Raw genomic sequence first — 24,628 nt, forward strand, 5'->3', positions numbered from 1 at the left:
GCCTCAAACGGCCCTGATCTGCGGCGGCAGTTGTCAATATCAAATCAAGAGGAGGAACCCCCGTAATGAATATGATCATTGGAAAAAAACAGATTATCCTGGCGTCGCTTGTGGTGGGCCTGGGACTGGCGGTTTACATCAATTACCAATTTGCGCAGTCGGATGGCTCGCTCACAGCGACCTCGGCGATTGAAAGCGACAAAAATTACGGCGACGCACAGTTGGTCGACGCAAACGACCCGACGGTTGAGGATATCGACGGTGAAGCGTATTTCGCCGAAGCAAAGGTCACGCGTCAGCGTTCGCGCGATGAATCGGTTGAAACGCTCAAAAACATGATGGCAAGCGCGGAAGTGGACCCAGATATTAAAGCCGAGATGGCGCTCAAGGCTACGGAAATCGCCAAGTCGATTGAGACAGAAGGCAAGATTGAAAACCTGATTAAGGCCAAGGGCTTTGAGGACTGTATGGTTTATTACGATACAGAAAACGTAGACGTTGTTGTTAAGACGGATGGCTTGCAGCCGGAACAGGTTTCACAGATGAAGGATATCATTCTGAAAGAAACAAGTATCCCGGTCGAGAACATCTCCATTGTGGAGATCAATTAGTGCGTTACCGCTGCCGCGTAATCTGAAAGCGCCTCATGGACACGGCTTTGTGTCCATGAGGCGCTTGGCTTTACATAAACGCGCCTTGAAACGGTATAGGAATCCATTTGAATATCTATATATTGAATAAATAGCGGCGCGGTATGGAATAGGCAATTGTAAAGCGGGAAAATTTATGCTATAATATGCGCAGGGAAAACTGCAGAGCCGTTTGTGACCGTCATTTGGCGGCGCCCGCTCTTTGCCGCGGACTGCGCATGTTACATCACAGCCAAAACCGGCTTTGCCGGTTTCGATGCCGTTTCGCGGCAGACAAGCCTAAAAAAGCTTGCCGCTGTGATATGATATCTACAGAACGGTTAACCCGCTATATTGTGGGATTAATCCATCGCCGCCCTGCCTCGGCGGCGCGCATTGATTGCTTGAAAATTGTACAGCCCGGTCTGTTCCGTGTCTGATAAAGGAGAATGAATATGCAAAATCATGACCATGGCCAGTCGGCCGGAAATCTGAAAATTTCACGCGACGTTCTGGCAACGATCGCCCGCTATGCGACAATGGAGATTGAGGGCGTCGCTTCGCTTGCATCGTTTACAACAAATATTCGCGGCTGGCTGCTTAAAAAACAGTCCGCCAAGCCAATTGCGATTGATTTAAACGATGATGTTGCTGTGATTGATATCCATGTCAACATCAAAGCTGGCGTCAATATCCCAAAGACAGCCGAAAAAATTCAGTCTGCCGTCAAAGAAGCTGTTCAGAATATGACCGGGATCGCAGTATCGCGTGTCAATATCAATATAGCCGGAATTGTGTTTGACGACCCGATGCCGGTATTGGACGCCTGACAGGGAAAAGAAAGGCAGTCCGATGATTGGGTCGGACTGCGGGCGCTTGCGCATCCCACAAAATAACACAACACAGCCGGTATGCCGGCGGAATGGACGATCAACATGAAGCGAAGCGAATCCCGCGAGCAGGCGTTTATGCTGATTTTTGAACGCTCGTTTAAAGACGAATCGATCGACGAAATTATCGAGCAGGCGGCGATTGGCCGCAATTTACAGGTGGATGATTATGCATACCGCCTGGCCAGCGATGTTTGCGGCAATTTGCCGTGGCTTGACGAGGCGATTGCATCATATTCTAAAAAATGGAAGATTAATCGTATGTCACGCGTGGCGTTATCGATTCTTCGCCTGAGCCTGTGGGAGATCGACCATGTCGATACAGTGCCGGCCGGCGCTTCTATCAATGAAGCGGTTGAGCTTGCTAAAAAATACGGAAATGACGACGATTTTTCATTTGTAAACGGCGTGCTTGGCGCATATGTACGCAGGAAGGATTCTACTGAACAGGCAGAGTCCGAGGAGAAGGATATGGCCGATCAGGGCGGCGCAGAAGCTGAAAAAGTGCTTGATGCGCCGGCGGAGGCATAGCGCGATGGCACGCTATCTCGGGATCGATACCAGCAACTATACAACTTCCGTTGCGCTGTATGACAGCGTATCTGGAGACGTTTGGCAAAAAAAACAGCTTCTTCCCGTAAAAGACGGCGCGTTGGGGCTTCGGCAGAGCGACGCCGTTTTTTCGCATGTGAAGCAGCTTGGCACACTGACTGAGGCATTGCTTCAGGAGCACGGCGGCCTGCCGGATGGCATCGGCGTTTCAGTTCGTCCGCGTGATGCCGAAGGCTCGTATATGCCGTGCTTTCTTGTGGGGGAGACGGCGGCGCGATGCGCCGCGGCTGTATGCAAAGCGCCGCTGTCTTGTGTGTCGCATCAGGCGGGACATATCGCCGCCGCTCTATATTCCACGGGACGCCTTGACCTGATCGGGCGGCGGTTTGCAGCCTTTCATCTGTCCGGCGGTACGACGGAATGCGTCATTGTGCAGCCGGAGAAAGACAATCTGCTCACGGCGCATCTGTTTTCGCAGTCGCTTGACCTCAAGGCAGGGCAGGCGGTCGACCGTGTCGGCGGTATGCTTGGGCTTTCGTTCCCGGCGGGACCGCAGCTTGAAGAACTGGCGCGCCAATCGCAGAAAATATACCGTGTAAAACCCGCGTCTAAGGGCGTAGACTGCTCGCTTTCAGGAATCGAAAACCGTTGCCGTTCCATGCTGGACGCGGGGGAAACGCCATGCGATGTCGCGCGCTATTGCCTGGACAGCATCCTGGCGGCTTTGACGCATATGACAGTCAGCGTTCAGAACGTTTATGGAGAAATTCCGCTGGTCTATGCGGGCGGGGTGATGTCGAACACGATAATCCGGGCAGCCATGGAGGAGCGGTTTGGCGGCCTGTTTGCACAGCCGCAGTTTTCCGCGGACAATGCGGCGGGCGTGGCGGTTCTGACGCGGATCATGCAGGAGGACGGCGTATGAATCGGTCAGCGGTTGTTTCCGTCACACAGCTTAACCGTTATATCAAGGCGATGCTTGATTCGGATAGTGCGCTTGACGGATTGATGGTACGCGGAGAGATTTCTAATTTTCTGTGTCATTATAAATCGGGGCACATGTATTTTACACTCAAGGATGAGACGGCGGCGATTAAGACGGTTATGTTCCGCGGACATGCATCGCAGCTTCGTTTTAAGCCTGAAAACGGCATGTCTGTGATTGTAAGCGGTTCCGTTTCACTTTATGAGCGGGACGGAAGCTACCAGTTTTATGCAACGGATATGCAGCCGGACGGTGTCGGCGCGCTGTATCTTGCTTTTGAGCAGCTTAAGGAAAAACTCGCGCGTGAGGGGCTTTTTGATGAAGGGCGTAAGCGGCCGTTGCCGCGTTACCCGGAGCGGATCGGCGTTGTAACAAGCGAGGGCGCGGCGGCGCTTCAGGATATTTTGAATATTCTTTCGCGGCGGTATCCGCTGGCGACAGTGGTGCTTTATCCAGCGCAGGTACAGGGTGAGGGCGCGGCGAAAACGATCGCCGCCGGCGTGCGCGCGCTCAATGCTGCGCATGCGTGCGACGTTATGATCGTTGGGCGAGGCGGTGGCTCGGCTGAAGATCTGTGGGCTTTTAATGACGAGGCGCTCGCGCGTGTGATTGCGGCAAGCGAAATCCCAGTGATTTCGGCGGTCGGACATGAGGTCGATTTCACGATCGCGGACTTTGTTGCCGACCGGCGCGCGCCGACGCCGAGCGCTGCGGCGGAGCTGGTCGCACCGAACATCGCCGACGTAAGGTACTATCTGTCGGATCTGATGGAGCGTTGCGCCGCGCAGACGCAGGGGCGCGTTGTGTCGTTACAGCTTCGTATGCGTGCTGTTCAGGCGGGTCTGGCTGCGTCCGAAAGCGTTTTACAGAATCTGAAACAGCGTGTTGAGACGCTTGGGCAGGCGGCGCGCGCGGCGTTTGACCGAAGGTTGTCCGGCGCGCGCGAGCAGGTGCGGTATCTGTCGGCGCTAGCCGAGGAACGAAGCCCGATGCGTATTTTATCGCGCGGTTACAGTCTGACGAGCAGTAAGCAGGGACCTGTCTCGTCCATTGATCAGGTGCGGGTCGGAGAGCCGCTGTTTTCACGTCTGGCCGATGGCGAGATCATTTCCCAGGTAATTGAGACAAGAGGTGTTGAACATGGCAAAGGCGATGACGCTTGAGTCGGCTGTCGCGCGGCTTGAAGAGATTGTCGCATCGCTTGGCGCGGATGTACCGCTGGATGAAGCGGTGAAACTGTATGCCGAAGCGGTGAAGCTGGTCGATTTTTCCAATGGAAAGATTGAAGCGGCGCGTCTGAAGATAGAAAAACTTTCAGCGGCAAAGGAGGATAGCGATGCGGTTTGAAGAGCAGTTCGCCTCTTATGCGCGGCAGACGAACGATGCGCTGCGCGATTGCCTGCGTTATCCGGGCGTGCGGCTCCAGGCGGCGGTTGTCGATGCGATGCGTTACAGCCTGCTGGACGCTGGCAAGAGGCTGCGTGCCGCGCTGGTTCTCGAGTTTGCGCGGCTTGTATCCGCGCCGCGAGAAGGGGCGATGGCGTTGGCGTGCGCCATTGAAATGCTGCATGCCTATTCACTGATTCACGATGACCTGCCTTGCATGGACAATGACGATTTCCGTCGCGGGAAGCCGTCCTGTCATAAAGAATTTGGCGAGTCAACGGCGCTGCTTGCCGGCGACGCGTTGCTGACGCTCGCTTTTGAGACAGCGGCCTGCGCGCCGCTTTTGACAGATATACAGCGTGTCGAGGCGGTTTGCACGCTTTCCAAAGCGGGCGGCGTCTGCGGTATGATCGGAGGACAGGTGATCGACCTTGCATGTGAGGGGAATCCGGTCGACGAGGCGACGCTGGACGCGCTTTGTACGCTGAAAACGGGCGCCTTGCTGCGTGCGTCTGCACAGCTTGGTTGCCTGGCCGGAAAAGCGGATAAAAAAATGTATGACGCCGCGGACCGTTATGCGGCGGCCGTGGGACTTGCATTCCAAATTACTGACGATATCCTTGATGTCACAGGCGATGCGCATACGCTCGGCAAGCCGGTTGGAAGCGATGCGGAGAATCATAAGACGACGTATGCGTCGCTGTTTGGCGTTGCGGGTGCGAAAGCACGCGCAGTCGCGCTGATCGGAGCGGCAAAGCGGGAAACCGATGTGTTTTCTGATAATGGCTTTCTTGTTTGGCTTGCGGATATGGTCTTGAACCGCGATCATTGACACCAGAAGCGACAGTTCAGCCTTGCACACGGGCTAAATAGTAAATAGGATAGATATCGGGGCCTTTAAAAAGTGAGCGTTTAACGCAGTAGGGAAAATAGAAATAGCCCAAAGCCGGGAGGCGAATATGAATCCTCTGAAAGTATTGGTCAGCAATTATGTAATTGACGTCGGGTTCCTTGCATGGTTCGCGGCGCAGCTTCTGAAAACAATTCTTGCATATATCCCTTCACGCCGGATCAACTGGGAACGTATGGTTGGTTCCGGCGGAATGCCAAGCTCTCATTCTGCGCTTGTCTGTGCGATCGCGGTTGGCGTCGCCAAAAAGATGGGGTATGCAGCGCCGGAATTTGCGATTGCAATCGCGCTGGCAGCTATCGTGATGTATGATGCGATGGGGGTGCGCCGCGCCGCAGGAGAACAGGCGAAGGTGCTTAATAAAATTGTAATAGATTTTAAAGAAATGTTTCAGATGCTCCGTGAAGAAGTGGATGCGCTTGCACGCGGCGCAGAGGAAGGCGAGGGAGAGGAAAAACGCCTGAAGGAATTTTTAGGCCATACGCCGCTGGAGGTGCTCTGCGGCGCGTTGCTTGGTATTTTGATCGCCGCGTTGATTCCGGCGTTTTAGGACTTTGCTTCGTATTTTTGCCGCCGCTGCCTTTTTGGATGAGACATTCCGGGCAAGGATGCGAAGTCAGCTCTGACGGCGAAAGGGGGAAACCGTGTTGGCGGAAAACAGATTCCTGGATCGCTTGAATCTTCCGGGAGATTTGAAGAAACTCAGCCCAAGTCAGCAGGATATTTTATGTTGGGAGCTGCGCAGTCAACTGCTGCTGACTATTTCGGAAAATGGCGGGCACCTGGCCTCAAATCTCGGCGTTGTGGAATTGACCGTGGCGCTTCATACAGTGTTCGATGTTCCATGTGATGAAATTGTCTGGGATGTCGGACACCAGTGCTATGTACACAAAATGTTGACAGGGCGGCTGAAACAGTTCTCTGAAATACGCCGCGAGGGAGGTCTGTCAGGTTTTCCCAGGCCGCGTGAAAGCCGCAGCGACGCGTTTATTGCGGGTCATGCAAGCACGTCGCTTTCAGCGGCCTGCGGGCTTGCAAAGGCAAAAACCTTGACAGGAGATCCGCACCATGTAATCGCTGTCGCCGGGGATGGGGCCTTTACCGGCGGGATGATCTATGAGGCTCTCAACAATGCTGGACGCAGCCGCGACCGTCTGATTGTGATCCTCAATGACAATGATATGTCGATTTCCAAAAGCGTCGGTTCTTTTGCGCGCTACCTGGCTGCAAAGCGGTCGTCCGAACGCTACAATGTGATCAAGGAGCATGTTGAAAAAGCTGTGCGTAAAATTCCGCTTGTCGGCGGGGAGCTGCGCGATGTCATTTCCGATTCCAAGGCCGCGCTGCGTCAGATGCTCTATCACAGCAATCTGTTTGAAGATTTTGGATTTGATTACCTTGGGCCTGTCGATGGTCATGACGTGCGGATGCTGATTCAAGTGCTGCGGCGTGCAAGGGAGCTTAAAAAGCCGGTGGTAGTGCATGTAAATACCATCAAGGGCAAGGGCTATGCATATGCTGAAAAAAACCCCGCGCATTATCATGGCGTCGGGGGATTTGATCCGGTGAGCGGCTGGTTGTCTGCACCTGCGGAGTCGTTTTCAGCGCATTTTGGCAGTTGGCTGACAATGCGCGCACGCAGAGACGAACGGATTTGTGCCATCACCGCTGCGATGCGCGATGGTACAGGACTACAGGCGTTTGCGTCGGAGTTTGGACCGAAAAACCGTTTCTTTGACGTTGGTATCGCCGAGGAACATGCCGTTACCTTTGCATGCGGTCTGGCCGCGGGCGGGTTGCTTCCCGTGTTCGCTGTTTACTCAACGTTTTTGCAGCGCGCCTACGACCAATTGATCCACGACGCCTCTATCGAGCCGCAGCACATTGTTCTCGCGGTCGATCGCGCCGGTTTCGTCGGTGAGGACGGCGAGACGCATCAGGGGTTGTTTGACGCGGCCTTTTTGTCCTCGATTTATGGCATGACAGTCTATTCGCCGGCCTCTTATGCTGAACTGGAATATGCAATGGAACAGGCTTTGTATCATTGCAAGGGGCCGGTAGCCGTGCGTTATCCGCGCGGCGGTGCGCCGGTATCTGAAACGGATCATGCGCCAGGGGATTGGCTGCATGTCAAAAACGGCGGAAAAACGCTGCTCATAAGCTATGGCCGCATCTTCAGCGAGGCGCGCGCCGCCTCCGAACTGTTGGCGGCGGACGGGAAACCGGTCGATCTGCTGAAACTCTGCCGTATTACGCCTCTGCCGGAGGAATGCATCCGCTTGGCAAGAAAATATGAAACAATCTATTTTGTCGAGGAGGGCGTCCAAAACGGCGGTATCGGCGAGCATTTTCTTGGCGCCCTTGCGCAGGTGCGATACCGCGGACGCATGACAATTCACGCGGTTGATGATCCGTTTGTTGCGCAGATGAGCGTACAATCTGCGATCCGGCGGTGTGGGCTTGACGCGGAGGCGATTGCCCATTCGGTTTCAGAGCTTTATTTTTAGAGATAGCTTAAAATAACGGAACGGTTTATGCGTAGACAGTGGCCGGTCATTGGAGGACAATGTGAAAAAGAGGCTGGATATCCTGCTTACAGAAAAGGGATTTTTCCCGAGCCGTGAAAAGGCAAAGGCGGTCATTATGGCCGGACAGGTCTATATAAACGGCCAGAAGGCCGATAAGCCTGGAATGGATGTTGCGGAAGACGCGGAGATAGAGGTGCGGGGAGATGCCCTGCGCTATGTCAGCCGCGGCGGGCTGAAGCTTGAGAAAGCGATGCAGGTCTGGCCGATTGTCCTTCAGGATCGGATCTGTATGGATATTGGTGCGTCGACCGGCGGGTTTACAGACTGTATGCTGCAAAACGGCGCGGCAAGGGTTTATGCCGTTGATGTCGGTTATGGCCAGCTTGCCTGGAAGCTTCGCAACGATCCGCGCGTTGTCAATCTGGAGCGCACGAATATTCGCAATATCACGCCAAAGCAGGCGCCCGACAAAATTGAGTTCATCAGCGTTGACGTATCCTTTATTTCACTGCGTCTTGTTCTGCCAGTCGCCGCAAGGTTGCTTTGTTTGAATGGTAAAGCTGTTTGCCTTGTCAAGCCGCAGTTTGAGGCGGGACGTGAAAAGGTTGGAAAAAAAGGAGTCGTGCGCGACCGTGCAACGCATGTTGAGGTGCTGGAGCGAGCTGTCGGTTACGCCTTGGAGAACGGTTTTGCCATATGCGGCCTTGACTTTTCGCCGGTCAAAGGTCCGGAGGGGAATATTGAATATCTGATGTATCTGCAAAAGGCGCCTGATGGCGCTGTTGTGGACTCCACAACAATTGAGACGCTCGTTGCGCGCTCACATGATGAACTCGATTGATTTTTGACCGGGGGACAAAAATGGCACAAAAAACAGTATTGATTCTGCCGAATCTGACGAAAAATAATACAGGACAGCTTGTAAAATCGATTGTTTCACAGCTTCGTTTTTCCGGGTGTACGCCTGTGATGCAGGAAGCGTATAGCGGTCAATTTGAAAGTGTGCAGTACGCGTCGTTTGATGCTTTGATCGCGGCTTGCGACCTTGTATTGACGGTGGGCGGAGATGGGACCATCCTGCATGGTGTGAAGCATGCGGTCGAGCATGACAAGCCCGTGCTTGGGGTCAACACGGGAAGGCTTGGTTATCTGGCGCAGGTGGAAGCGGACGAAATACGCATTCTCTCGCGCCTGGCAGCGGATGATTATGCAATTCAGCAGCGCATGCTGCTTGAGATCCGCGTCGGTGAGGACGGCGCTGCGCTGTATGCGCTCAATGATGTTGTGATTTCAAAAGGCGATTTGGCGAGGATGGTTGATCTCGACATCAGCGGGGATGGCCAGGCAATCGGGAGCTACCGGGCGGATGGAGTGATTTTTGCCACGCCAACCGGCTCGACGGCTTATTCGCTATCAGCGGGGGGACCGATTGTCGATCCATCTATCAATACAATCATCGTAACGCCGATCTGCCCGCATTCGCTCAACGATCGCGCTGTTCTGCTTTCGCCGCGTATGCGCCTGCGGGTACAGAGCCGCTATATCAACGCGTCTGACAAAATCGTTGTCAGCGTGGATGGCGAAAATGTTGCATTATTGGGCCAGAATACGCCAATTTTGATCCGTGTGGCGGAGAAAACAGCACGTTTTATCAGTTTTCCGGAAAAGACATTTACGATGATTTTGCGTGAGAAGCTCAAGCCGCGTGGCTAGACGCGGCGCGTTCTGCTTAGATGGGGGTATCGTATGAAGGCAAGACGTCATGCAAAAATTTTGGAGCTTATCCATTCACAGCCGATTGACACGCAGGACGAGCTGCTTGGCCTGCTCAGTAAAAATGGGTTTTCTGTGACACAGGCGACGGTTTCCCGCGACATCAAGGAACTCAGGCTTGTCAAGACACTGACCCCGGATGGTAAATATCATTATACAGCGCACACAGAGCATCCGAAAAGCGAGATGTCAGATAAATTTTTGCTTATTTTTTCCGAATCAGTGTGCGAGATTGATTCCGCCGGCAATATGCTGGTGATCAAGTGCTTTACTGGAATGGCCAACGCTGTCTGTGCGGCGCTTGATACGCTGCATTGGAGCGGGGTTGTCGGCACGCTTGCGGGAGACGACACAATCTTTATGGTGATGCGCGACGAGCAAAACGCGCATGAGCTGGTTTCGCAGCTGCGCCGCATGATGGCGTAGCACATGCCGGCTGTTGGAGGGAGGCGGACCATGCTTTCACAGCTTTATATCAAAAATGTCGCGGTGATCAGCGAGGCGACCATCGACTTTTCGCAAGGTCTGAATGTCTTTACCGGAGAAACCGGCGCGGGGAAAACAATCCTGATCAGTGCGATCAACGCAGTGCTCGGTGAGCGTGCTTCAAAGGATATGATTCGTACTGGAGAAAGCAATGCGGTGATCTCGGCTCTGTTTACAGAGATTTCGGCGGCTGCGGCGGCCGCCCTGACAGAAGCGGGTTATGCGCCGGATGACGACACAGTGCTGATCATGCGGGAGCTGTCTGCGGATGGTAAATCATCGTGCCGTATCAACGGTCGCCCCGCGACCCTTTCCATTTTGAAGGCCGTTTCGGCGCATCTGATCAATGTGCACGGACAGCATGACAACCAACAGCTGCTTTCACCCGGAAAGCACCTCGGCTTTATTGATGGTTTTGGCGCGCTCGATTCCTTGCTGGGGCAATATAGGGAGGTTTACCAGCGATACACGGATGTTAAACGTGAATTGAATGAGATTGATACGGACGAGGCGGAGAAAGCGCGCCGGATTGATCTTTTGACCTATCAGGTTTCGGAGATCGACGACGCCGACTTGCAGCCGGGCGAGGAGGAGGAGCTTTCTGCACAGCGAAAATTGCTTCGTAATTCCCTGCATGTGACGCAGGCGCTTGGCGAAAGTGTCGGCTTGCTTGACGGCGGCGATGAATCGGCGGGATTGACGGGATTGTTTGGTTTGCTGGCGGAAAATATGGAACAAGCGGCGCGCTATATGGACGCGGCCAAGCCTGTTGCGGAACGGCTGACCGATCTTTCCTATGAGCTGGAGGGTATCTCCGGCGATATCCGTGACCTGCTTGAGGGTTTGGACTGTGATCCGGCCCGGCTCGACGATGTGGAAAAGCGGCTCGACACGATTTTCTCCCTCAAGAAAAAATATGGCGCTGACATTGATGAAATTCTTTCCTATCGCGATCGCGCCGCTGAGGAATTGGAGCGTATAGAAACATCGGATACGCATGCGCAGGCGCTCCAGGAGCAGATGATCGAATTGAAGGCTGCGGCAAAGGAAGCGGCCGCAAAGCTGACAGCGGCGCGCCTCGATGCGGCGGAGCGGTTCACAGCGGCGGTGCAGGCGGAGCTTGCGTTTCTCGATATGCCGTCCGTAACGTTGTCAGTGCGGTGCGCGGACAAGCCTTTGTCTGCGGATGGAGCCGATGATGTGGAGCTGTTCATATCCACGAACGTGGGCGAGGAAGCAAAATCGCTCGCAAAGATCGCGTCCGGCGGCGAGCTGGCGCGCATTATGCTGTCGATCAAAAACGTGCTTGCGGACCGCGACGCCGTGGGAACGCTTATTTTCGACGAGGTTGATACGGGCGTTTCCGGCCGGGCCGCGCAGAAGATCGGGCAGAAGCTCGCACAGGTTGCTGTGCGGCGGCAGGTGATCGTTGTGACGCATCTGGCGCAGGTAGCGGCGTTTGCACAGACGCATCTGCTGATTGCAAAGACGGCGCGCGATAACCGCACCTTCACATCTATCACACCGCTTGACGATGATGCGCGCACGCACGAGCTGGCACGGATCATCGGCGGTGAGTTGGTCAGCGAGATCGCGCTCCAGCATGCGCATGAAATGCTGGAAAGCGCGAAAAGCGCAAAGTAAAGGCGCTTGTGCTTTTAAAAAGAGCGTGGTATACTAAGGGTTGTCTGAATCGGACGCAGAGTTCGTTTTGGATAGTGTTAAATTTAATTTACAAGGAGAAAGATCGATGACAGTTTTTGAGGAATTAACCCGACGCGGCTTGATTGCGCAGATGACACACCCGGAGAAGATCGAAGAACTTCTCAACGGCGAGAAGGTTACGTTCTATATCGGGTTTGATGCGACCGCTGATAGCCTGCACGTCGGCCATTTCCTTCAGATGGTTGTTATGAAGCGCCTCCAGCAGGCAGGGCATCGCCCGATTGCGCTGCTTGGCACCGGCACGACAATGGTCGGCGATCCGACCGGTAAAACGGACATGCGCAAAATGCTCTCTGTTGAGGAGATCAACCACAATGCCATGTGCTTCAAACGCCAGATGGAAAAATTCATCGATTTTTCGGATGGCAAGGCGTTGATGCTGAAAAACGGCGATTGGCTGCTTCATCTGAATTATATTGAGCTGTTGCGCGACGTTGGCGTCCATTTTTCCGTCAACGAAATGCTGACGGCCGAATGCTTCAAGACGCGCCTTGAAAAAGGGCTTTCGTTCATTGAGTTCAATTATATGATCATGCAGAGCTATGATTTTCTCAAGCTGCACCGCGACTACGGCTGCATGATGCAGCTCGGCGGCAACGATCAATGGGCAAATATCCTTGGCGGAATCAAGCTGACGCGCCGTGTGGCTGGAGATGACGTATATGGCATGACGTTTACGCTGCTTACCACCAAGGAAGGAAAAAAGATGGGCAAGACGGAAAACGGCGCCGTCTGGCTCGATCCGGAAAAAACCTCGCCCTATGAATTTTTCCAGTACTGGCGCAATGTCTCGGACGACGATGTGATCAACTGCCTGAAGCTTTTAACCTTCATTCCGATTGAGGAGATCGAGGCGATGGAAAAATGGGAGGGCAGCCAGCTCAACAAGGCAAAGGAGATTCTTGCGCACGAATTGACAAAGATGGTTCACGGACAACAGGAAGCCGACAAGGCGCTGGAGGCTGCGCGCGCGATTTTTACGGGCGGCACGCACAGCGACGACATGCCGACAACCTCGCTGGCTTCATCCGATTTGACGGACGGCGCGATTTCTGTCGCCGATCTGCTTGTCAAGACGGGGCTTGCGCCTTCAAAAGGAGAAGCAAAGCGCCTGATTCAGCAGGGTGGCGTATCTGTGGATGATGTAAAGGTTTCTGACTTTGCGGCTGTGGTCGGCAAAGAAAGTTTTGACAAGGGGCAGGTTATCCTTAAAAAAGGCAAGAAAATTTATCATAAGGTCCTGCTCGGATAAGGGGGCGCGTATATGCGCGGACATATCTCCAAGGCAAAAGCCCTGACGCTGATCGGTTTGCTGGCTGCGGTCGAGGTGGTGCTGACTTTGACGCCGCTTGGTTTTGTTCCGCTTGGTGTGACCAAGGCGACGACAATTCATATCCCGGTTATTTTGGGCGCTGTGCTGCTGGGTCCGGCCGCGGGAGCGGTGCTCGGAGGTGTGTTTGGTGTTCTGAGCGTATTGACGAACACCTTTCAGCCAACGGTTACATCGTTTGTATTTACGCCGTTCTATGCGCTGACGCCTGATTTCAGCGGAAATGGCTGGAGCCTGGTTGTGGCGATCGTGCCGCGTATTTTAATCGGGGTTGTTTCCGCATATGTGTTCCGTGTGCTTGCGCGTTTTTCAAAGGGCAGATCTGCTGCTTTGATCGGCGCGGGAATCGTCGGTTCGCTCACCAATACGATCCTTGTGATGGGCGGCATTTATCTTTTTTTCGGTGAGAGCTATGCCGCTGCAAAAGGCATTGCTTTTTCCGCGCTGTTCGGCGTTATCATGGGAGTGATTGGAATCAATGGCGTGCTTGAGGCGATTGTCGCGGCCATTTTGACGCTTGCGCTCGGCCGTCCACTTGTGAAAGCCTTTTCCCGGCTTTCGTAAAATTTATGCTTGACAAATGCGGACTGCGGCGTTATGATAACACACAAGAAATATTTAAAAAGGCTTTGACGGGGAACAAAACACAGTTTGCGCGCCACAGAGAGCCGCCGGTTGGTGCAAGGCGGCACCGCTTTTGTGAATAACTCACCCTTGAGCCGCCGGGCGAACGCGTTTTGCAAGTAGCTTTCGGACGGGATCCCGCCGTTAAAAGGGAACGCATTGTTCGATGCGGCTGAGCGGGCTGTTAATCAGCCAATCAAGAGTGGTACCACGGAAGTTGTCAGACCTTCGTCTCTTTTTCAAGAGGCGGAGGTCTTTTTATTGCTTTGCCGCTGTTCACAAATCAGCATGAAAGAAGGAATCGGCATGACACGAAAAATCAAAATCTTTGATACAACGCTGCGCGATGGGGAACAATCCCCAGGATGCAGCATGAACTTTAATGAAAAAATTGAAATGGCGCGTCAGCTTGAGCGGCTCGGCGTCGATATCATTGAAGCGGGCTTTCCTGTTTCGTCTCCTGACGATTTTCGGGCAGTCGAAGCGATTGCAAAAACGATCAGGCAATCCACGGTTGCCGGGCTTGCGCGCTGTGTCGAGGGCGATATCCGGCGGGCTTATGAGGCGGTCCGCTGCGCGCAGTCGCCGCGCATTCATACGTTTCTTGCAACCAGCGACGTCCATATGAAATATAAGCTCAAGATGACGCCTGACGAGGTGATCGAACGCATTACAGCGATGGTCGGGCTGGCGCGCGGGCTTTGCCCGGATGTGGAATTTTCGGCGGAGGACGCTTCGCGCAGCGACCGGAACTTTCTGGTGCGCGCGTTCGACGCCGCGATCGCAGCCGGCGCAACGACGATCAACATCCCGGATACGGTCGGATACGGTACCCCAAACGAAATGTTTGATCTTGTTTCCTATGTCCGCACGCATCTGGAAAATCCAGATGTTGACATTTCCGTACACAATCACAATGATCTTGGCATGGCGGTGGCCAATACGCTGGCCAGCATCCAGGCTGGTGCGTCCCAGGTGGAATGTACGGTCAACGGTATCGGCGAGCGCGCCGGCAACGCCGCAATGGATGAAATTGTGATGGCGCTGCACACGCGCGGCGATATGTTCGGCTGTACGACCAGCATCAACACGCGGCAGATTTACCGCACAGGCAAACTGCTCTCTACGATCACCGGCGTCGGGATCGCGCCGAATAAACCGATCGTCGGCGCGAATGCGTTCGCCCATGAAAGCGGCATCCATCAGCACGGCGTCCTGGCCGAACGCACAACCTACGAAATTATGAGCCCCGACGATATTGGTATCTATCAAAACAAGATGGTGCTCGGCAAGCATTCCGGCAAGCATGCTTTTGCAGACCGTATTGCTGAGCTTGGATACAGGATGTCGGAGGAGGATATTGCCGAAGCGTTTGAACGATTCAAGGCGTTGGCTGACCGCAAAAAGGAGATCACGGACCGCGATATTGAGGCGCTCATCGGCGCGTCGGCCATTACAGATGTGCGCGAGGTTTACGCGCTCAAGAGCTTTGTCATCAACAGCGGGACTGTCATTTCTGCGACAGCGGTTGTCAAGCTTTCGCGGGACGATGGAACTGAGTGCGAGCATGTGGCGCGCGGCGAAGGCCCGATTGACGCTGCGTTCAATGCGATCGACCGGATTGTGAAGATGGACACAAAATTGGAGAACTGGACGATGCAGGCCGTCACTGAAGGAGAGGACGCGCTCGGCGAAGCGATCTGTAAGATTAAATGTGGCGATCATATCGTAACCGGCCGCGGCCTGTCGCCGGATATTCTTGAGTCGAGTATACGCGCCTATATCAACGCGATCAACAAGGCGATTGCAATGGAGGAAAAGGCCGCGGGCTGATTAATGATAAACGGAGGGATTTGTTATGGGGATGACAATGAGCCAGAAAATACTGGCAAAAAAAGCAGGGCTTGCTCACGTTGAACCAGGGCAGCTGATCAATGCGGATGTCGATCTTGTGTTGGGGAACGATATCACGACGCCGGTTGCAATTGACGAGCTTGAAAAGTACGGCTTTGAGCATGTATTCAGTAAAACGGGGATTGCGATTGTGCTCGACCATTTTGTTCCGAACAAAGATATCAAGGCGGCTCAGCTTTCAAAACGCTGCCGCGACTTTGCCGCGAAACATGGGATCGTCCATTTTTACGATGTGGGCAGGATGGGCATCGAGCACGCGCTGCTGCCGGAGCAGGGGCTTGTCGCACCTGGTGAGCTGATTGTCGGAGCAGACAGCCACACCTGTACATACGGCGCGCTCGGCGCTTTTTCAACTGGTTTTGGTTCAACCGATATGGCGGCTGCGATGGCGACGGGAAAATGCTGGTTCAAGGTGCCGGCGGCCATCCGCTTTGAGCTTTCGGGAAAACCGCAGGAGTGGGTAAGCGGCAAGGACGTGATTTTACATATCATCGGTATGATCGGCGTTGACGGTGCACTGTATCAATCGATGGAGTTTGGCGGGGAAGGATTGCGGCATCTGTCAATGGACGACCGTCTGACAATGGCAAATATGGCGATTGAAGCCGGCGGGAAAAACGGTGTTTTTGAGGTGGACGAAGTGACGCGCGCCTATATACAGGGCCGTGTCAACCGCGCCTATGAGGCGTTTATGCCCGATGATGACGCGGCGTATGCGCGCGTGATTGAGATCGACCTTTCATCAATCCGTCCGACCGTCGCGTTTCCGCACCTGCCGGAGAACACACGGCCTGTTGACAAGGCGGGCGACGTAAGGATCGATCAGGTGGTGATCGGCTCCTGTACAAACGGGCGCATTGGCGATCTCGCCGCAGCAGCCAGGCTTATGAGCGGCAAAAAGGTAGCGGACAGCGTGCGCTGCATTGTCATTCCGGGAACGCAGCAGATCTACCGTGAAGCGATCCGCGCCGGCTATATCGATACATTTTTGGACGCAGGCTGCGCGGTTTCAACGCCGACATGCGGCCCATGCCTGGGCGGCTATATGGGTATTCTCGCCGAAGGCGAACGGTGTGTTGCGACGACAAACCGCAACTTTGTGGGACGGATGGGCCATGTCAAATCAGAGGTTTATCTGGCTTCTCCGGCGGTCGCGGCGGCAAGCGCCATCCGGGGAAAAATCGCCGATCCGGCGTCGATCTGAGGGGGAGAACAGTATGAAAGCAATCGGAACGGTTTTTAAGTATGGCGACAACATTGATACGGATGTGATTATCCCGGCGAGATGCCTCAACATCACTGATCGCAGGGAGCTGGCGTCGCACTGCATGGAAGATATCGACCGCACGTTTGTCAAGCGTGTGCATCCCGGCGATCTGGTCGTCGGCGGCTTCAATTTCGGCTGTGGTTCATCGCGTGAACATGCGCCGATGGTTATCAAGGAAAACGGCGTGTCCTGTGTGATCGCCAAAACATTTGCACGCATTTTTTATCGAAATGCCATCAATATCGGTCTGCCGATCCTTGAGTGCCCTAAGGCCAGCGACTCGATTCAGGATGGAGACGAGGTTGAGGTCGATTTTGATACGGGTATAATACGCAATGTGACGCGCGGCGAGACGTATACAGCCGCGCCGTTTCCCCCGTTTATCAAGGAGATCATCGATGCAAACGGCCTGCTCAATGCGATCAGGAAAAAAGGGCAACAATCATAAGGAAAAACAGTGTGCATTCCGCCGGTACACGCAATCGGGAAGGATATCAATATGAAGTATACAAGCACGGTTATATCTGTAGCGAATATCAAGGCCGCGAGAGCGTTTTATGAAGATTTATTTGGATTGGAATTGTATCAGGATTATGGGATCAATATTTCTTTTACATGCGGGTTAGCTTTACAGCAGGACTTTGATTGGCTGGTTCATTTGCCGAAAGAAAAAATATTGGACAAACCAAATAACATGGAGATCTGTTTTGAGGAACAGGATTTCGATGGATTTTTAGACAAACTGAAAAAATACCCGGATATTGAATATCTGGGGGACGTGATCGAGCATGGATGGGGACAGCGTGTCATCAGGTTCTATGATCCGGACGGGCATATCATTGAAGTCGGCGAAGATATGAAAATGGTAATCAATCGTTTTCTTGCTTTGGGTATGACGATGGAAGAAGTATCGAAAAAAATGGATGTTTCCGTTGAGGATTTGACAAAACTATTGAAAGGTTAAACCTTTGCTTGTGATCTGCATGCGTATCAGCGAGGGCCGCACAATGGGAGAACAGTTTTGATGGGGGCCATAACGTCGGATGCTAAAACAGGAAGGCGGAACGCTTATGTTCCGCCTTCCTGTTTTTACCGGGATTTTTCTTTATAAGCATCAAGGGCCGCTTGATATACTGTGTCAAATGGAACGCTATGTATCCGCGCGGCCGCGCGGACATCGTCGTATTCGGGCTTTTCCTTTTTGATGCCGTTTCCAATGCTGCTCTTGATGCGCACACTCCCAAACGGCGTATCAACAGACGATGTTTTTGCAGCGAGCGTCACGCGTTCGCAGAGCCGTTCACGGACGCCGCGCGTCGATGTATGAAGCAGGATGAGCCGCGCCAGCTCGTCCTTTTTTTCCAGAGCGCACAGGCAGGTAAGCAGAACGCCAGGGCGGTTTTTTTTCATTTGGACAGGCGTCAGGAAAACGTCAAGCGCGCCGTTTTCAAACAGGATTTCCTGCGCAAAGCCAAGCGCCTCGGGCGTCATATCGTCGATATTGCAGCACAGCTCGCAGACCTGCGCGCGCAGGCCGGACGGCTCGCCAAGGAATGCACGGACACAGTTGGCGCGGTCAAAATCCTTTGTCCCCATCCCATAGCCGATACGTTCAACGGCCATCGGCGGCATCGGGCCGAATTCCGATGCGAAGTGGCGCAGCAGGGCAGCGCCGGTCGGCGTGCAAAGCTCGCCGCGCACTGCGCCGCCATAAATTGGCACGCCGCGCAAAATATGTGCAGTTGCCGGGGCGGGAACCGGCAAAATGCCGTGCGCACAGCGCACTTCGCCAAAGCCGACATGGATGGGGGACGCGGCGACCCGGCCGGCGCCGATCAGATCAAACAGAAGACAGCAGCCGACCACGTCGGCGACTGCATCAATTGTTCCAACCTCATGAAAATGTATCTGTTCCATTGGAACGCCATGTGCGTGGGCTTCCGCCTCTCCAATCAGCCGATAGACGGCACAGGCGTTTTCGCGGACACGCTGAGGCAGCGCAAGCCCCATGATGAGCGCGCATATATCCTGATAACCGGAGTGGGTATGCGTATGCGCGTGTGCGCCGGCTTCATGGGGGTGCGGGATTGCGTGGCCGTGGGCATGTTCATGATTGTGGGAATGCTCATGGTCGTGGGAATGTTCATGACTGTGGGAATGCTCATGACTGTGGGGATGTTCGTGTTCATGGGCATCCCCACAGCTTTCCTCCGCGCCATCGATCAGCACGCGCATATGGGTACCCGTGATCCCGCATTTCTGCGACGGTTCGCTTCGCACCTCGACGCCGGAGAGCCCAAGGCCGTTCATAGTACGCAGAAACGCTTCCTGATCGCCGTACAGCTCCAGAAGAGCCGCCATCAGCATATCGCCGGATGCGCCCATATTGCATTCAAGATAGATCGTTTTCATTTGTCCGTCCCTCCCATATGGTTGATCATACTGGCCAGATATCCCGCGCCGAAACCGTTGTCGATATTGACAACCGATACGCCGCTCGCACAGGAATTGAGCATGGATAAAAGCGCTGATAAGCCGCCAAAATTGGCCCCATAGCCGATGCTGGTCGGAACCGCGATAACCGGGCAGGAAACAAGCCCGCCGATCACGCTGGCGAGCGCGCCCTCCATGCCCGCCGCCGCTATGACAACGCGCGCCTGTGCGAGCGTATCGAGGTGCGCCAGCAGGCGGTGCAGCCCCGCTACGCCGACATCGTAAAGGCGTTCGACACGGTTGCCAAGAGCTTCGGCCGTGACAGCGGCCTCCTCGGCTACAGGCAGGTCGCTTGTGCCAGCCGCCGCGACAACCAAATAACCAGGTGCGGTTACATCGCTTCGCTCACCGGATATGGCGATACGGGAAACAGGGTCGTAGCGGATATCGGCCTGTTCGGATACCGCGTGCGCCTTTTCGGCGTCCAGCCGGGTGATCAGGACGGATTGTCCGTTTTTGCGCATTGCCCGGACGATCCCAACAATTTGCTCCGCCGTCTTTCCGCTGCCGAAGATCACCTCTGGAATACCTTGGCGCAGTGCGCGATGATGATCGACCTTCGCATAGCCAAGGTCCTCAAACGGCTCGATTTTTAACTGTGCCAGTGCATGTTCTGGTGAAAGGGAGCCGTCGCGCACCTGCTGTAATAAATGCAAAATCCTGTCTTGTTCCATCTGACTGCCCCCTGTCAACGCGCCCGCAGATCGAGCGAAATATCCTCAAAGTCGGGAGAAAGCGCCAATAAAATCTGTTCGCGCAGTTCAACGATGCGCGTAAACTGTGCGGCCGGTACCTGAAGCTTGGCGCGGCTGTTATCCAAAACACGTACACGCAAGTTGGTAAAACCGAGTTCAAACAGCGCGTTTTCTGCGCGCTCAACCCGTCCCAGCGCGTCCTGTGTTACAGGCGTCCCCATTGGGATGCGCGTCGCAAGGCAGGCATACGCCGGTTTGTCATGCGTGAATAGCCCGGCCTGTTTGGACAGCGCGCGGATATCCGCTTTTGTAAGTCCGCAGACACGCAGCGGAGAAAGCACGTCCAATTCTTTGAGCGCGCGCATACCGGGCCGGTCGGCGGCTTCATCGGAGGCGTTCGTCCCATCGCACAGAACCTTGAATCCGTCAGTGCGCGCGGCCTGCCAGAGGCGCGTAAACAGCGCGCGCTTGCAGTGGTAACAGCGCAGCGCGTCATTGGCGCAAACCGCCGGGTCGGATAAAACGTCGCAATCGAGAATAGTCAGCGGGACATGGAACATTTCGACGAAACGCCGCGTATCGTCAAGCTCAAACTGAGGCTGGAATTGCGAGTGAATGAAATAAGCATGTACGTCGCATCCTGCTGTTCTGGCAGCATAAAGCAGATATGCCGAATCAACCCCACCGGAAAAGGCGACGGCCAGACGTGGATGCTCTGCAAAAAAGTCTGATAGGCGCATAACAATCCCTTTCTGTCAAAACCGGATCGAAAAAGAAAAAAGGTCCACTTGCACGTGAACCTCCTGGTTTACCGCGCCGCTTCTGCGGCGTTTATTCCTCTATTAGTTTACAATAGGAATGCGGGCTTGTCAATCGCTTTTCTTCTTGGCGTGGTTATGGTATACTGTACCAGTAAAGGGAGGATGAAAGGATGCGGATTGTAGTCATTGACGGGCAAGGAGGCGGAATTGGCCGGAGCCTGGTGGAACGGCTGCGCGCGGCTTTGCCCGAAGCGGAGGTGCTTGCGGTCGGGACAAACGCGATGGCAACCGCCAATATGATGAAAGCCGGCGCACATGCCGGCGCGACAGGGGAGAACGCGGTTGTATATAACTGCGCGCGCGCGCATGTGATCGTCGGCCCGTTGGGAATCGTGCTGGCCAATGCGATGTTTGGGGAAATTTCACCCGCGATCGCATGTGCGGTTGCAGACAGCCGCGCGGCAAAGGTGCTGATTCCAGCGGCGAAAAAACATCTTTGTATTGTTGGCGTCGAGGAGAAGCCGCTTGCCAAATATATTGATGAAGCGGTCGAAACCGTTTGCGCTCTGGCTGTACAGTAACGCACAGGCTTTAAAAAAATCCCGGCGAAACAATTGTTTCGCCGGGATTTTTTTAAAGCGTTCAAACAGTCCTCAGCAGCCCCGTCTTCTCGCACAATAGAGATCGCGGCAGCAGAGCCAGCGCGGATGGGCGAAATCGGGCCAGAAGGTATTGCGGCAATCGGCCGGATAAAGCCCGGCACAGCCGTTCTGGTCGCGGCAGATACGCATGGCGCGGTCGGCGCCGCACTCTTCCTCGATTGGATACCAAGTGCAGTCGTTCGCATGGGTCGGGCAGCCGCTGACCGGACGGATCCGGCAGTCGTTGGCCCTGGTTCGGACGGCGCAGCCATTTGCTGTCTGGGCATTGTCGTTCGTCCGTGCCTGCGCGGAAGCACAGCCGCAGCGGGCTCTGTTGTTGCAGCCACAAATCATTGATAATCACACCTTTTGTCTAAGAATGAATATATTCAAAGTACAGCTCACAGTGGAAGTTGCAATCGCTGTTCCTTCCCATTGTATGCGGGTGGGCGCAAACTTGTTATCCCGCTGGCCGGACAGAATTCAATTTGTCCCCTCGGTTTCGACAGAAAGAAAACTTGTCCGCTCCCTATAATAGAAGCACGCGGTCCGGCGGGCGGCAGGAAGGGGCGATATGCTTTATGACAGTGTATGCCGACGTTTTGATTGTTGTGAATTATATTGTCAATCTGTTTATGCTCCTGGCAGCGCGCCGTATTCTTGGTTCAGCCGCTGGGCGTGGGCGCATGAGTCTTGCGGCGCTGCTTGGGGCGGCCGGCTCTCTGGTCATTTTCCTTCCGTACATAGGATTCTGGTTTCAGTTTTTGTATAAGCTGTTTCTTGCTGTAGCAATGGCGGCTGCTGCGTTTGGCATAAAGCCGTGGCAAAAACTTGTGAAAGCGGTCTTTGTAACCTTTGCAGTGAGCTTTCTATTCGCAGGATTGATGCTGGCGCTGTCAATTGTTCTCGCCCCGGCCGGAATGTTCTATTATAATGGCGTCGTTTATTTTAACATTTCTGCTTTGGTACTGATTGCAGCGACCGGCGCCGCTTATCTTGTACTGACAGTTTTTGAGAGGCTGTTTCTCGGACGTATCCATGAAAAGCGCCTCTATCATGTTACGGTTTACACAGATGGCAGAAGCGTATCATTCCAGGCGCTGGCGGATACGGGAAGCAGTCTCAAGGAGCCGTTTTCAGGCGCTCCGGTGATTGTCTGCGACGGTGAGATTGCCAGGCGTGTGCGCCCGGAGAGCAAAACAAATTTCCGGGTGATCCCCTGTATGACCATCATGGGGGAGGGCGCGCTTGAGGGGTTCCGGCCGGACGAGGTGCTGATCGAGGGTTCGGCGGGAACGTTGCGGACCTGCGACGTTTACATAGCGGCTAGCCGCGAGCCAATCCGCGGCGATTATCAGGCGTTAATCAATCCGCAGTTGATAGCAGACGAGCGGATGGTATCACAAGGGGAGAGGTGTGTTTAATATGGTGGTATTTGTGGCGGGCTGGCTGCGTGGACTGCGGCTGTGGATTGACAGGATTATATGGCGGTTTCGCTTGTGGCGGCGGCGCATCGACTATATCAACGGCCCTGAAACGCTTCCTGCGCCGCTTTCCCGCGAGGAGGAACAGATTGTATTCCGCAAACTTGAGGAACACGACGAGGCGGCCAAGGAGACGCTGACCGTCCACAATCTGCGGCTGGTTGTTTATATCGCAAAGAAATTTGAATCGACCGGCATCTGTGTGGAGGATCTTATTTCAATCGGTACGATCGGGCTGATCAAAGCGGTGAATACCTTCTGTCCCCAGAAGAATATCAAGCTTGCAACATACGCGTCGCGCTGTATTGAAAATGAAATCCTGATGCACCTGCGAAAGAACCAGTCTCACAAAAACGAAATTTCGATTGATGAACCGCTCAATATTGATTGGGACGGCAATGAGCTGCTGCTTTCCGATATCCTGGGGACAGATCCGGACAGTATCAACCGGCCGATTGAGGACGAGGCGGAAAAAAACCTCCTGCTCGGCGCCATCGATCGATTGGACGGACGCGAACGCATGATTATGCAGTTAAGGTTCGGGCTGTTGGGAGCGGAGGAAAAGACGCAGAAAGAGGTGGCCGATATCATCGGTATTTCACAGTCCTACATATCCCGCCTGGAAAAGAGAATCATTAAAAAGCTGAAAAAGGATCTTGAAAAGACGATGTAGCCGTGTGCGGGACGCTTACACGCAAAGGGATGGAACCGGCCTTTCTTGATACGATCTACAGCCTGTAAGAAAAATTTGGCGATATAGCTTTCTTTTTTTCAGGGGTTGCCGAACAATGTTATTAAAGGGATTTGTATTTCGGCAGAGGAGGTTTCATAATGAATATCAGCGCGGTTTCGGCGGCGGGTCGCAGCAATTCGCATGTGGGCGGCTCGCAGGATCAGGTTGTAATGGACATCAAAACGAAGATTAAAGAGGTCAAGCAGGAAATCCAAAAGGTGAACCGCAGCCGGGATTTGACTGATGATCAGAAAAAAGCGAAGCGCGAGATGCTTCAGACGCAGCTTGACACGCTCCAGCAGCAGCTCGCGCAGCGTCAGCAGCAATTGCGCGAGGAACGTCAGAAGGAGGCTGAGAAAGCCGCTGAGCAGAAGCCGGAGAAAACGCGAAGCGTAGATGAAAATAAGCCGTCAATCGATGAAAAGACAGCGGGCGCGCTGGTTGCGACGGATCTGGATATCAAGCATATCGAGCGTCTCGATACGGTGCGCATCAGCCTGGAGGGTCAGGCGAAGGTGCTGGCCGCGCAGAATGAAAGCGACACTGTGAATCTGGGCAGCACGCTTGAGATCAATTATGAAAACGCGGCGGAACTGAAAGACCGCATCCGTTCGCTGGATCGCGAAATTGGCGGCCGGCTCGCCGATATAAATGACATTGACAAGACAGAAGAAAAAGATACGTCCGTTCAAAAGAACGGGGAGCAGGATACCGATAAAAAACAGGACGGCGCGTTGGAGAAGGACGAAAAACACGTCGATACCTGGGCATAAATAGAATCCGGAATGAAACGGGGAGGACATCCGAAGAGGGATGTTCTTT

General features: G+C 54.1%; 27 protein-coding genes and 1 other annotated feature. Of the genes, 23 read left to right on the top strand and 4 right to left on the bottom strand.

The genetic code is table 11. From position 1 onward, the window contains the following. Positions 1 to 65: 65 nt before the first annotated feature. From FMM72_RS04925 to FMM72_RS05015, 19 genes are all read left to right on the top strand, one after another. Complete coding sequence (locus FMM72_RS04925) at positions 66 to 611, top strand: SpoIIIAH-like family protein (protein ID WP_160208756.1); 546 nt, start codon at positions 66 to 68, stop codon at positions 609 to 611. 473 nt (positions 612 to 1,084) lie between these two features. Next, on the top strand, positions 1,085 to 1,459 hold the full coding sequence (locus tag FMM72_RS04930; protein WP_160208755.1) for an Asp23/Gls24 family envelope stress response protein: 375 nt from the start codon (positions 1,085 to 1,087) through the stop codon (positions 1,457 to 1,459). A 105-nt stretch (positions 1,460 to 1,564) separates the two neighbouring features. Then, a complete protein-coding gene (gene nusB, locus FMM72_RS04935) occupies positions 1,565 to 2,050 on the top strand; it encodes a transcription antitermination factor NusB (protein ID WP_162220768.1) in 486 nt (161 codons plus the stop codon). Between the two features lie 4 nt (positions 2,051 to 2,054). Next, positions 2,055 to 2,996, top strand: a complete 942-nt coding sequence (locus FMM72_RS04940; RefSeq protein ID WP_160208753.1) for a peptidase M22 — start codon at positions 2,055 to 2,057, stop codon at positions 2,994 to 2,996. Then, positions 2,993 to 4,219, top strand: a complete 1,227-nt coding sequence (gene xseA, locus FMM72_RS04945; protein ID WP_162220769.1) for an exodeoxyribonuclease VII large subunit — start codon at positions 2,993 to 2,995, stop codon at positions 4,217 to 4,219. The genes FMM72_RS04940 and xseA overlap by 4 nt, the downstream gene beginning before the upstream one ends. Beyond that, entirely contained in the window at positions 4,197 to 4,403 is a 207-nt protein-coding gene (xseB, locus tag FMM72_RS04950) for an exodeoxyribonuclease VII small subunit (protein ID WP_160208751.1), read from the top strand. Before xseA ends, xseB begins: the two co-directional genes overlap by 23 nt. Further along, positions 4,393 to 5,274, top strand: a complete 882-nt coding sequence (locus FMM72_RS04955) for a polyprenyl synthetase family protein (protein WP_160208750.1) — start codon at positions 4,393 to 4,395, stop codon at positions 5,272 to 5,274. The genes xseB and FMM72_RS04955 overlap by 11 nt, the downstream gene beginning before the upstream one ends. Before the next feature lie 127 nt (positions 5,275 to 5,401). Then, positions 5,402 to 5,902, top strand: a complete 501-nt coding sequence (locus tag FMM72_RS04960) for a divergent PAP2 family protein (protein WP_160208749.1) — start codon at positions 5,402 to 5,404, stop codon at positions 5,900 to 5,902. 94 nt (positions 5,903 to 5,996) lie between these two features. Beyond that, a complete protein-coding gene (gene dxs, locus FMM72_RS04965; protein WP_162220770.1) occupies positions 5,997 to 7,859 on the top strand; it encodes a 1-deoxy-D-xylulose-5-phosphate synthase in 1,863 nt (620 codons plus the stop codon). Positions 7,860 to 7,920: 61 nt separating this feature from the next. After that, a complete protein-coding gene (locus FMM72_RS04970; RefSeq protein ID WP_162220771.1) occupies positions 7,921 to 8,721 on the top strand; it encodes a TlyA family RNA methyltransferase in 801 nt (266 codons plus the stop codon). A gap of 20 nt (positions 8,722 to 8,741) precedes the next feature. After that, on the top strand, positions 8,742 to 9,593 hold the full coding sequence (locus FMM72_RS04975) for an NAD(+)/NADH kinase (RefSeq protein ID WP_160208746.1): 852 nt from the start codon (positions 8,742 to 8,744) through the stop codon (positions 9,591 to 9,593). 33 nt (positions 9,594 to 9,626) lie between these two features. Next, entirely contained in the window at positions 9,627 to 10,079 is a 453-nt protein-coding gene (locus tag FMM72_RS04980; protein WP_160208745.1) for an arginine repressor, read from the top strand. 30 nt (positions 10,080 to 10,109) lie between these two features. Next, complete coding sequence (gene recN / locus FMM72_RS04985) at positions 10,110 to 11,783, top strand: DNA repair protein RecN (protein ID WP_162220772.1); 1,674 nt, start codon at positions 10,110 to 10,112, stop codon at positions 11,781 to 11,783. 106 nt (positions 11,784 to 11,889) lie between these two features. Continuing rightward, positions 11,890 to 13,116, top strand: coding sequence for a tyrosine--tRNA ligase (tyrS, locus tag FMM72_RS04990; RefSeq protein WP_162220773.1), 1,227 nt, complete (start codon positions 11,890 to 11,892; stop codon positions 13,114 to 13,116). 12 nt (positions 13,117 to 13,128) lie between these two features. Continuing rightward, positions 13,129 to 13,758, top strand: coding sequence for an ECF transporter S component (locus tag FMM72_RS04995; RefSeq protein WP_180322884.1), 630 nt, complete (start codon positions 13,129 to 13,131; stop codon positions 13,756 to 13,758). A gap of 56 nt (positions 13,759 to 13,814) precedes the next feature. Then, positions 13,815 to 14,057, top strand: a binding site (T-box leader). 67 nt (positions 14,058 to 14,124) lie between these two features. Next, entirely contained in the window at positions 14,125 to 15,651 is a 1,527-nt protein-coding gene (locus tag FMM72_RS05000) for a 2-isopropylmalate synthase (protein WP_160208742.1), read from the top strand. Between the two features lie 25 nt (positions 15,652 to 15,676). Then, complete coding sequence (gene leuC / locus FMM72_RS05005; RefSeq protein ID WP_162220775.1) at positions 15,677 to 16,936, top strand: 3-isopropylmalate dehydratase large subunit; 1,260 nt, start codon at positions 15,677 to 15,679, stop codon at positions 16,934 to 16,936. A 13-nt stretch (positions 16,937 to 16,949) separates the two neighbouring features. Then, positions 16,950 to 17,447, top strand: coding sequence for a 3-isopropylmalate dehydratase small subunit (gene leuD / locus FMM72_RS05010; RefSeq protein WP_160208740.1), 498 nt, complete (start codon positions 16,950 to 16,952; stop codon positions 17,445 to 17,447). A 51-nt stretch (positions 17,448 to 17,498) separates the two neighbouring features. Beyond that, positions 17,499 to 17,963 (top strand): VOC family protein, encoded by a 465-nt coding sequence (locus tag FMM72_RS05015; protein ID WP_160208739.1) that lies wholly within the window; start codon positions 17,499 to 17,501, stop codon positions 17,961 to 17,963. A gap of 125 nt (positions 17,964 to 18,088) precedes the next feature. On the opposite strand, the gene larC is transcribed toward FMM72_RS05015, so the two are convergent. The 3 genes from larC to larE are packed head-to-tail and all read right to left on the bottom strand — an operon-like array spanning position 18,089 to position 20,927. Next, the gene (gene larC / locus FMM72_RS05020) at positions 18,089 to 19,411 is read right to left on the bottom strand and encodes a nickel pincer cofactor biosynthesis protein LarC (protein ID WP_162220776.1); all 1,323 of its coding nucleotides are present in this window, start codon (positions 19,409 to 19,411) and stop codon (positions 18,089 to 18,091) included. Continuing rightward, the gene (gene larB / locus FMM72_RS05025) at positions 19,408 to 20,166 is read right to left on the bottom strand and encodes a nickel pincer cofactor biosynthesis protein LarB (protein ID WP_160208737.1); all 759 of its coding nucleotides are present in this window, start codon (positions 20,164 to 20,166) and stop codon (positions 19,408 to 19,410) included. The genes larC and larB overlap by 4 nt, the downstream gene beginning before the upstream one ends. A 14-nt stretch (positions 20,167 to 20,180) precedes the next feature. Further along, positions 20,181 to 20,927 carry an ATP-dependent sacrificial sulfur transferase LarE gene (gene larE, locus FMM72_RS05030; RefSeq protein WP_160208736.1) on the bottom strand — a complete coding sequence of 249 codons (747 nt, stop codon included), beginning with the start codon at positions 20,925 to 20,927 and terminating at the stop codon, positions 20,181 to 20,183. A gap of 191 nt (positions 20,928 to 21,118) precedes the next feature. Between larE and FMM72_RS05035 the strand changes: the two genes are divergently transcribed. After that, positions 21,119 to 21,529 (top strand): DUF3842 family protein, encoded by a 411-nt coding sequence (locus FMM72_RS05035; protein WP_160208735.1) that lies wholly within the window; start codon positions 21,119 to 21,121, stop codon positions 21,527 to 21,529. Positions 21,530 to 21,601: 72 nt separating this feature from the next. On the opposite strand, the gene FMM72_RS05040 is transcribed toward FMM72_RS05035, so the two are convergent. Further along, a complete protein-coding gene (locus tag FMM72_RS05040; protein ID WP_160208734.1) occupies positions 21,602 to 21,943 on the bottom strand; it encodes a hypothetical protein in 342 nt (113 codons plus the stop codon). Positions 21,944 to 22,170: 227 nt separating this feature from the next. On the opposite strand from FMM72_RS05040, the gene FMM72_RS05045 reads away from it, so the two are divergent. The 3 genes from FMM72_RS05045 to FMM72_RS05055 all read left to right on the top strand — a co-directional run bounded on the left by FMM72_RS05045 (position 22,171) and on the right by FMM72_RS05055 (position 24,579). Beyond that, entirely contained in the window at positions 22,171 to 23,013 is an 843-nt protein-coding gene (locus FMM72_RS05045) for a sigma-E processing peptidase SpoIIGA (protein WP_160208733.1), read from the top strand. Between the two features lie 25 nt (positions 23,014 to 23,038). Continuing rightward, complete coding sequence (gene sigE, locus FMM72_RS05050) at positions 23,039 to 23,746, top strand: RNA polymerase sporulation sigma factor SigE (RefSeq protein WP_201758480.1); 708 nt, start codon at positions 23,039 to 23,041, stop codon at positions 23,744 to 23,746. A 158-nt stretch (positions 23,747 to 23,904) separates the two neighbouring features. Next, positions 23,905 to 24,579, top strand: coding sequence for a FlxA-like family protein (locus FMM72_RS05055; protein ID WP_162220777.1), 675 nt, complete (start codon positions 23,905 to 23,907; stop codon positions 24,577 to 24,579). The last annotated feature ends 49 nt before the right edge of the window (positions 24,580 to 24,628 follow it).

The sequence above is a fragment of the Anaerotruncus colihominis genome (assembly GCF_010206195.1).
GTDB lineage: Bacteria > Bacillota > Clostridia > Oscillospirales > Ruminococcaceae > Anaerotruncus > Anaerotruncus colihominis_A.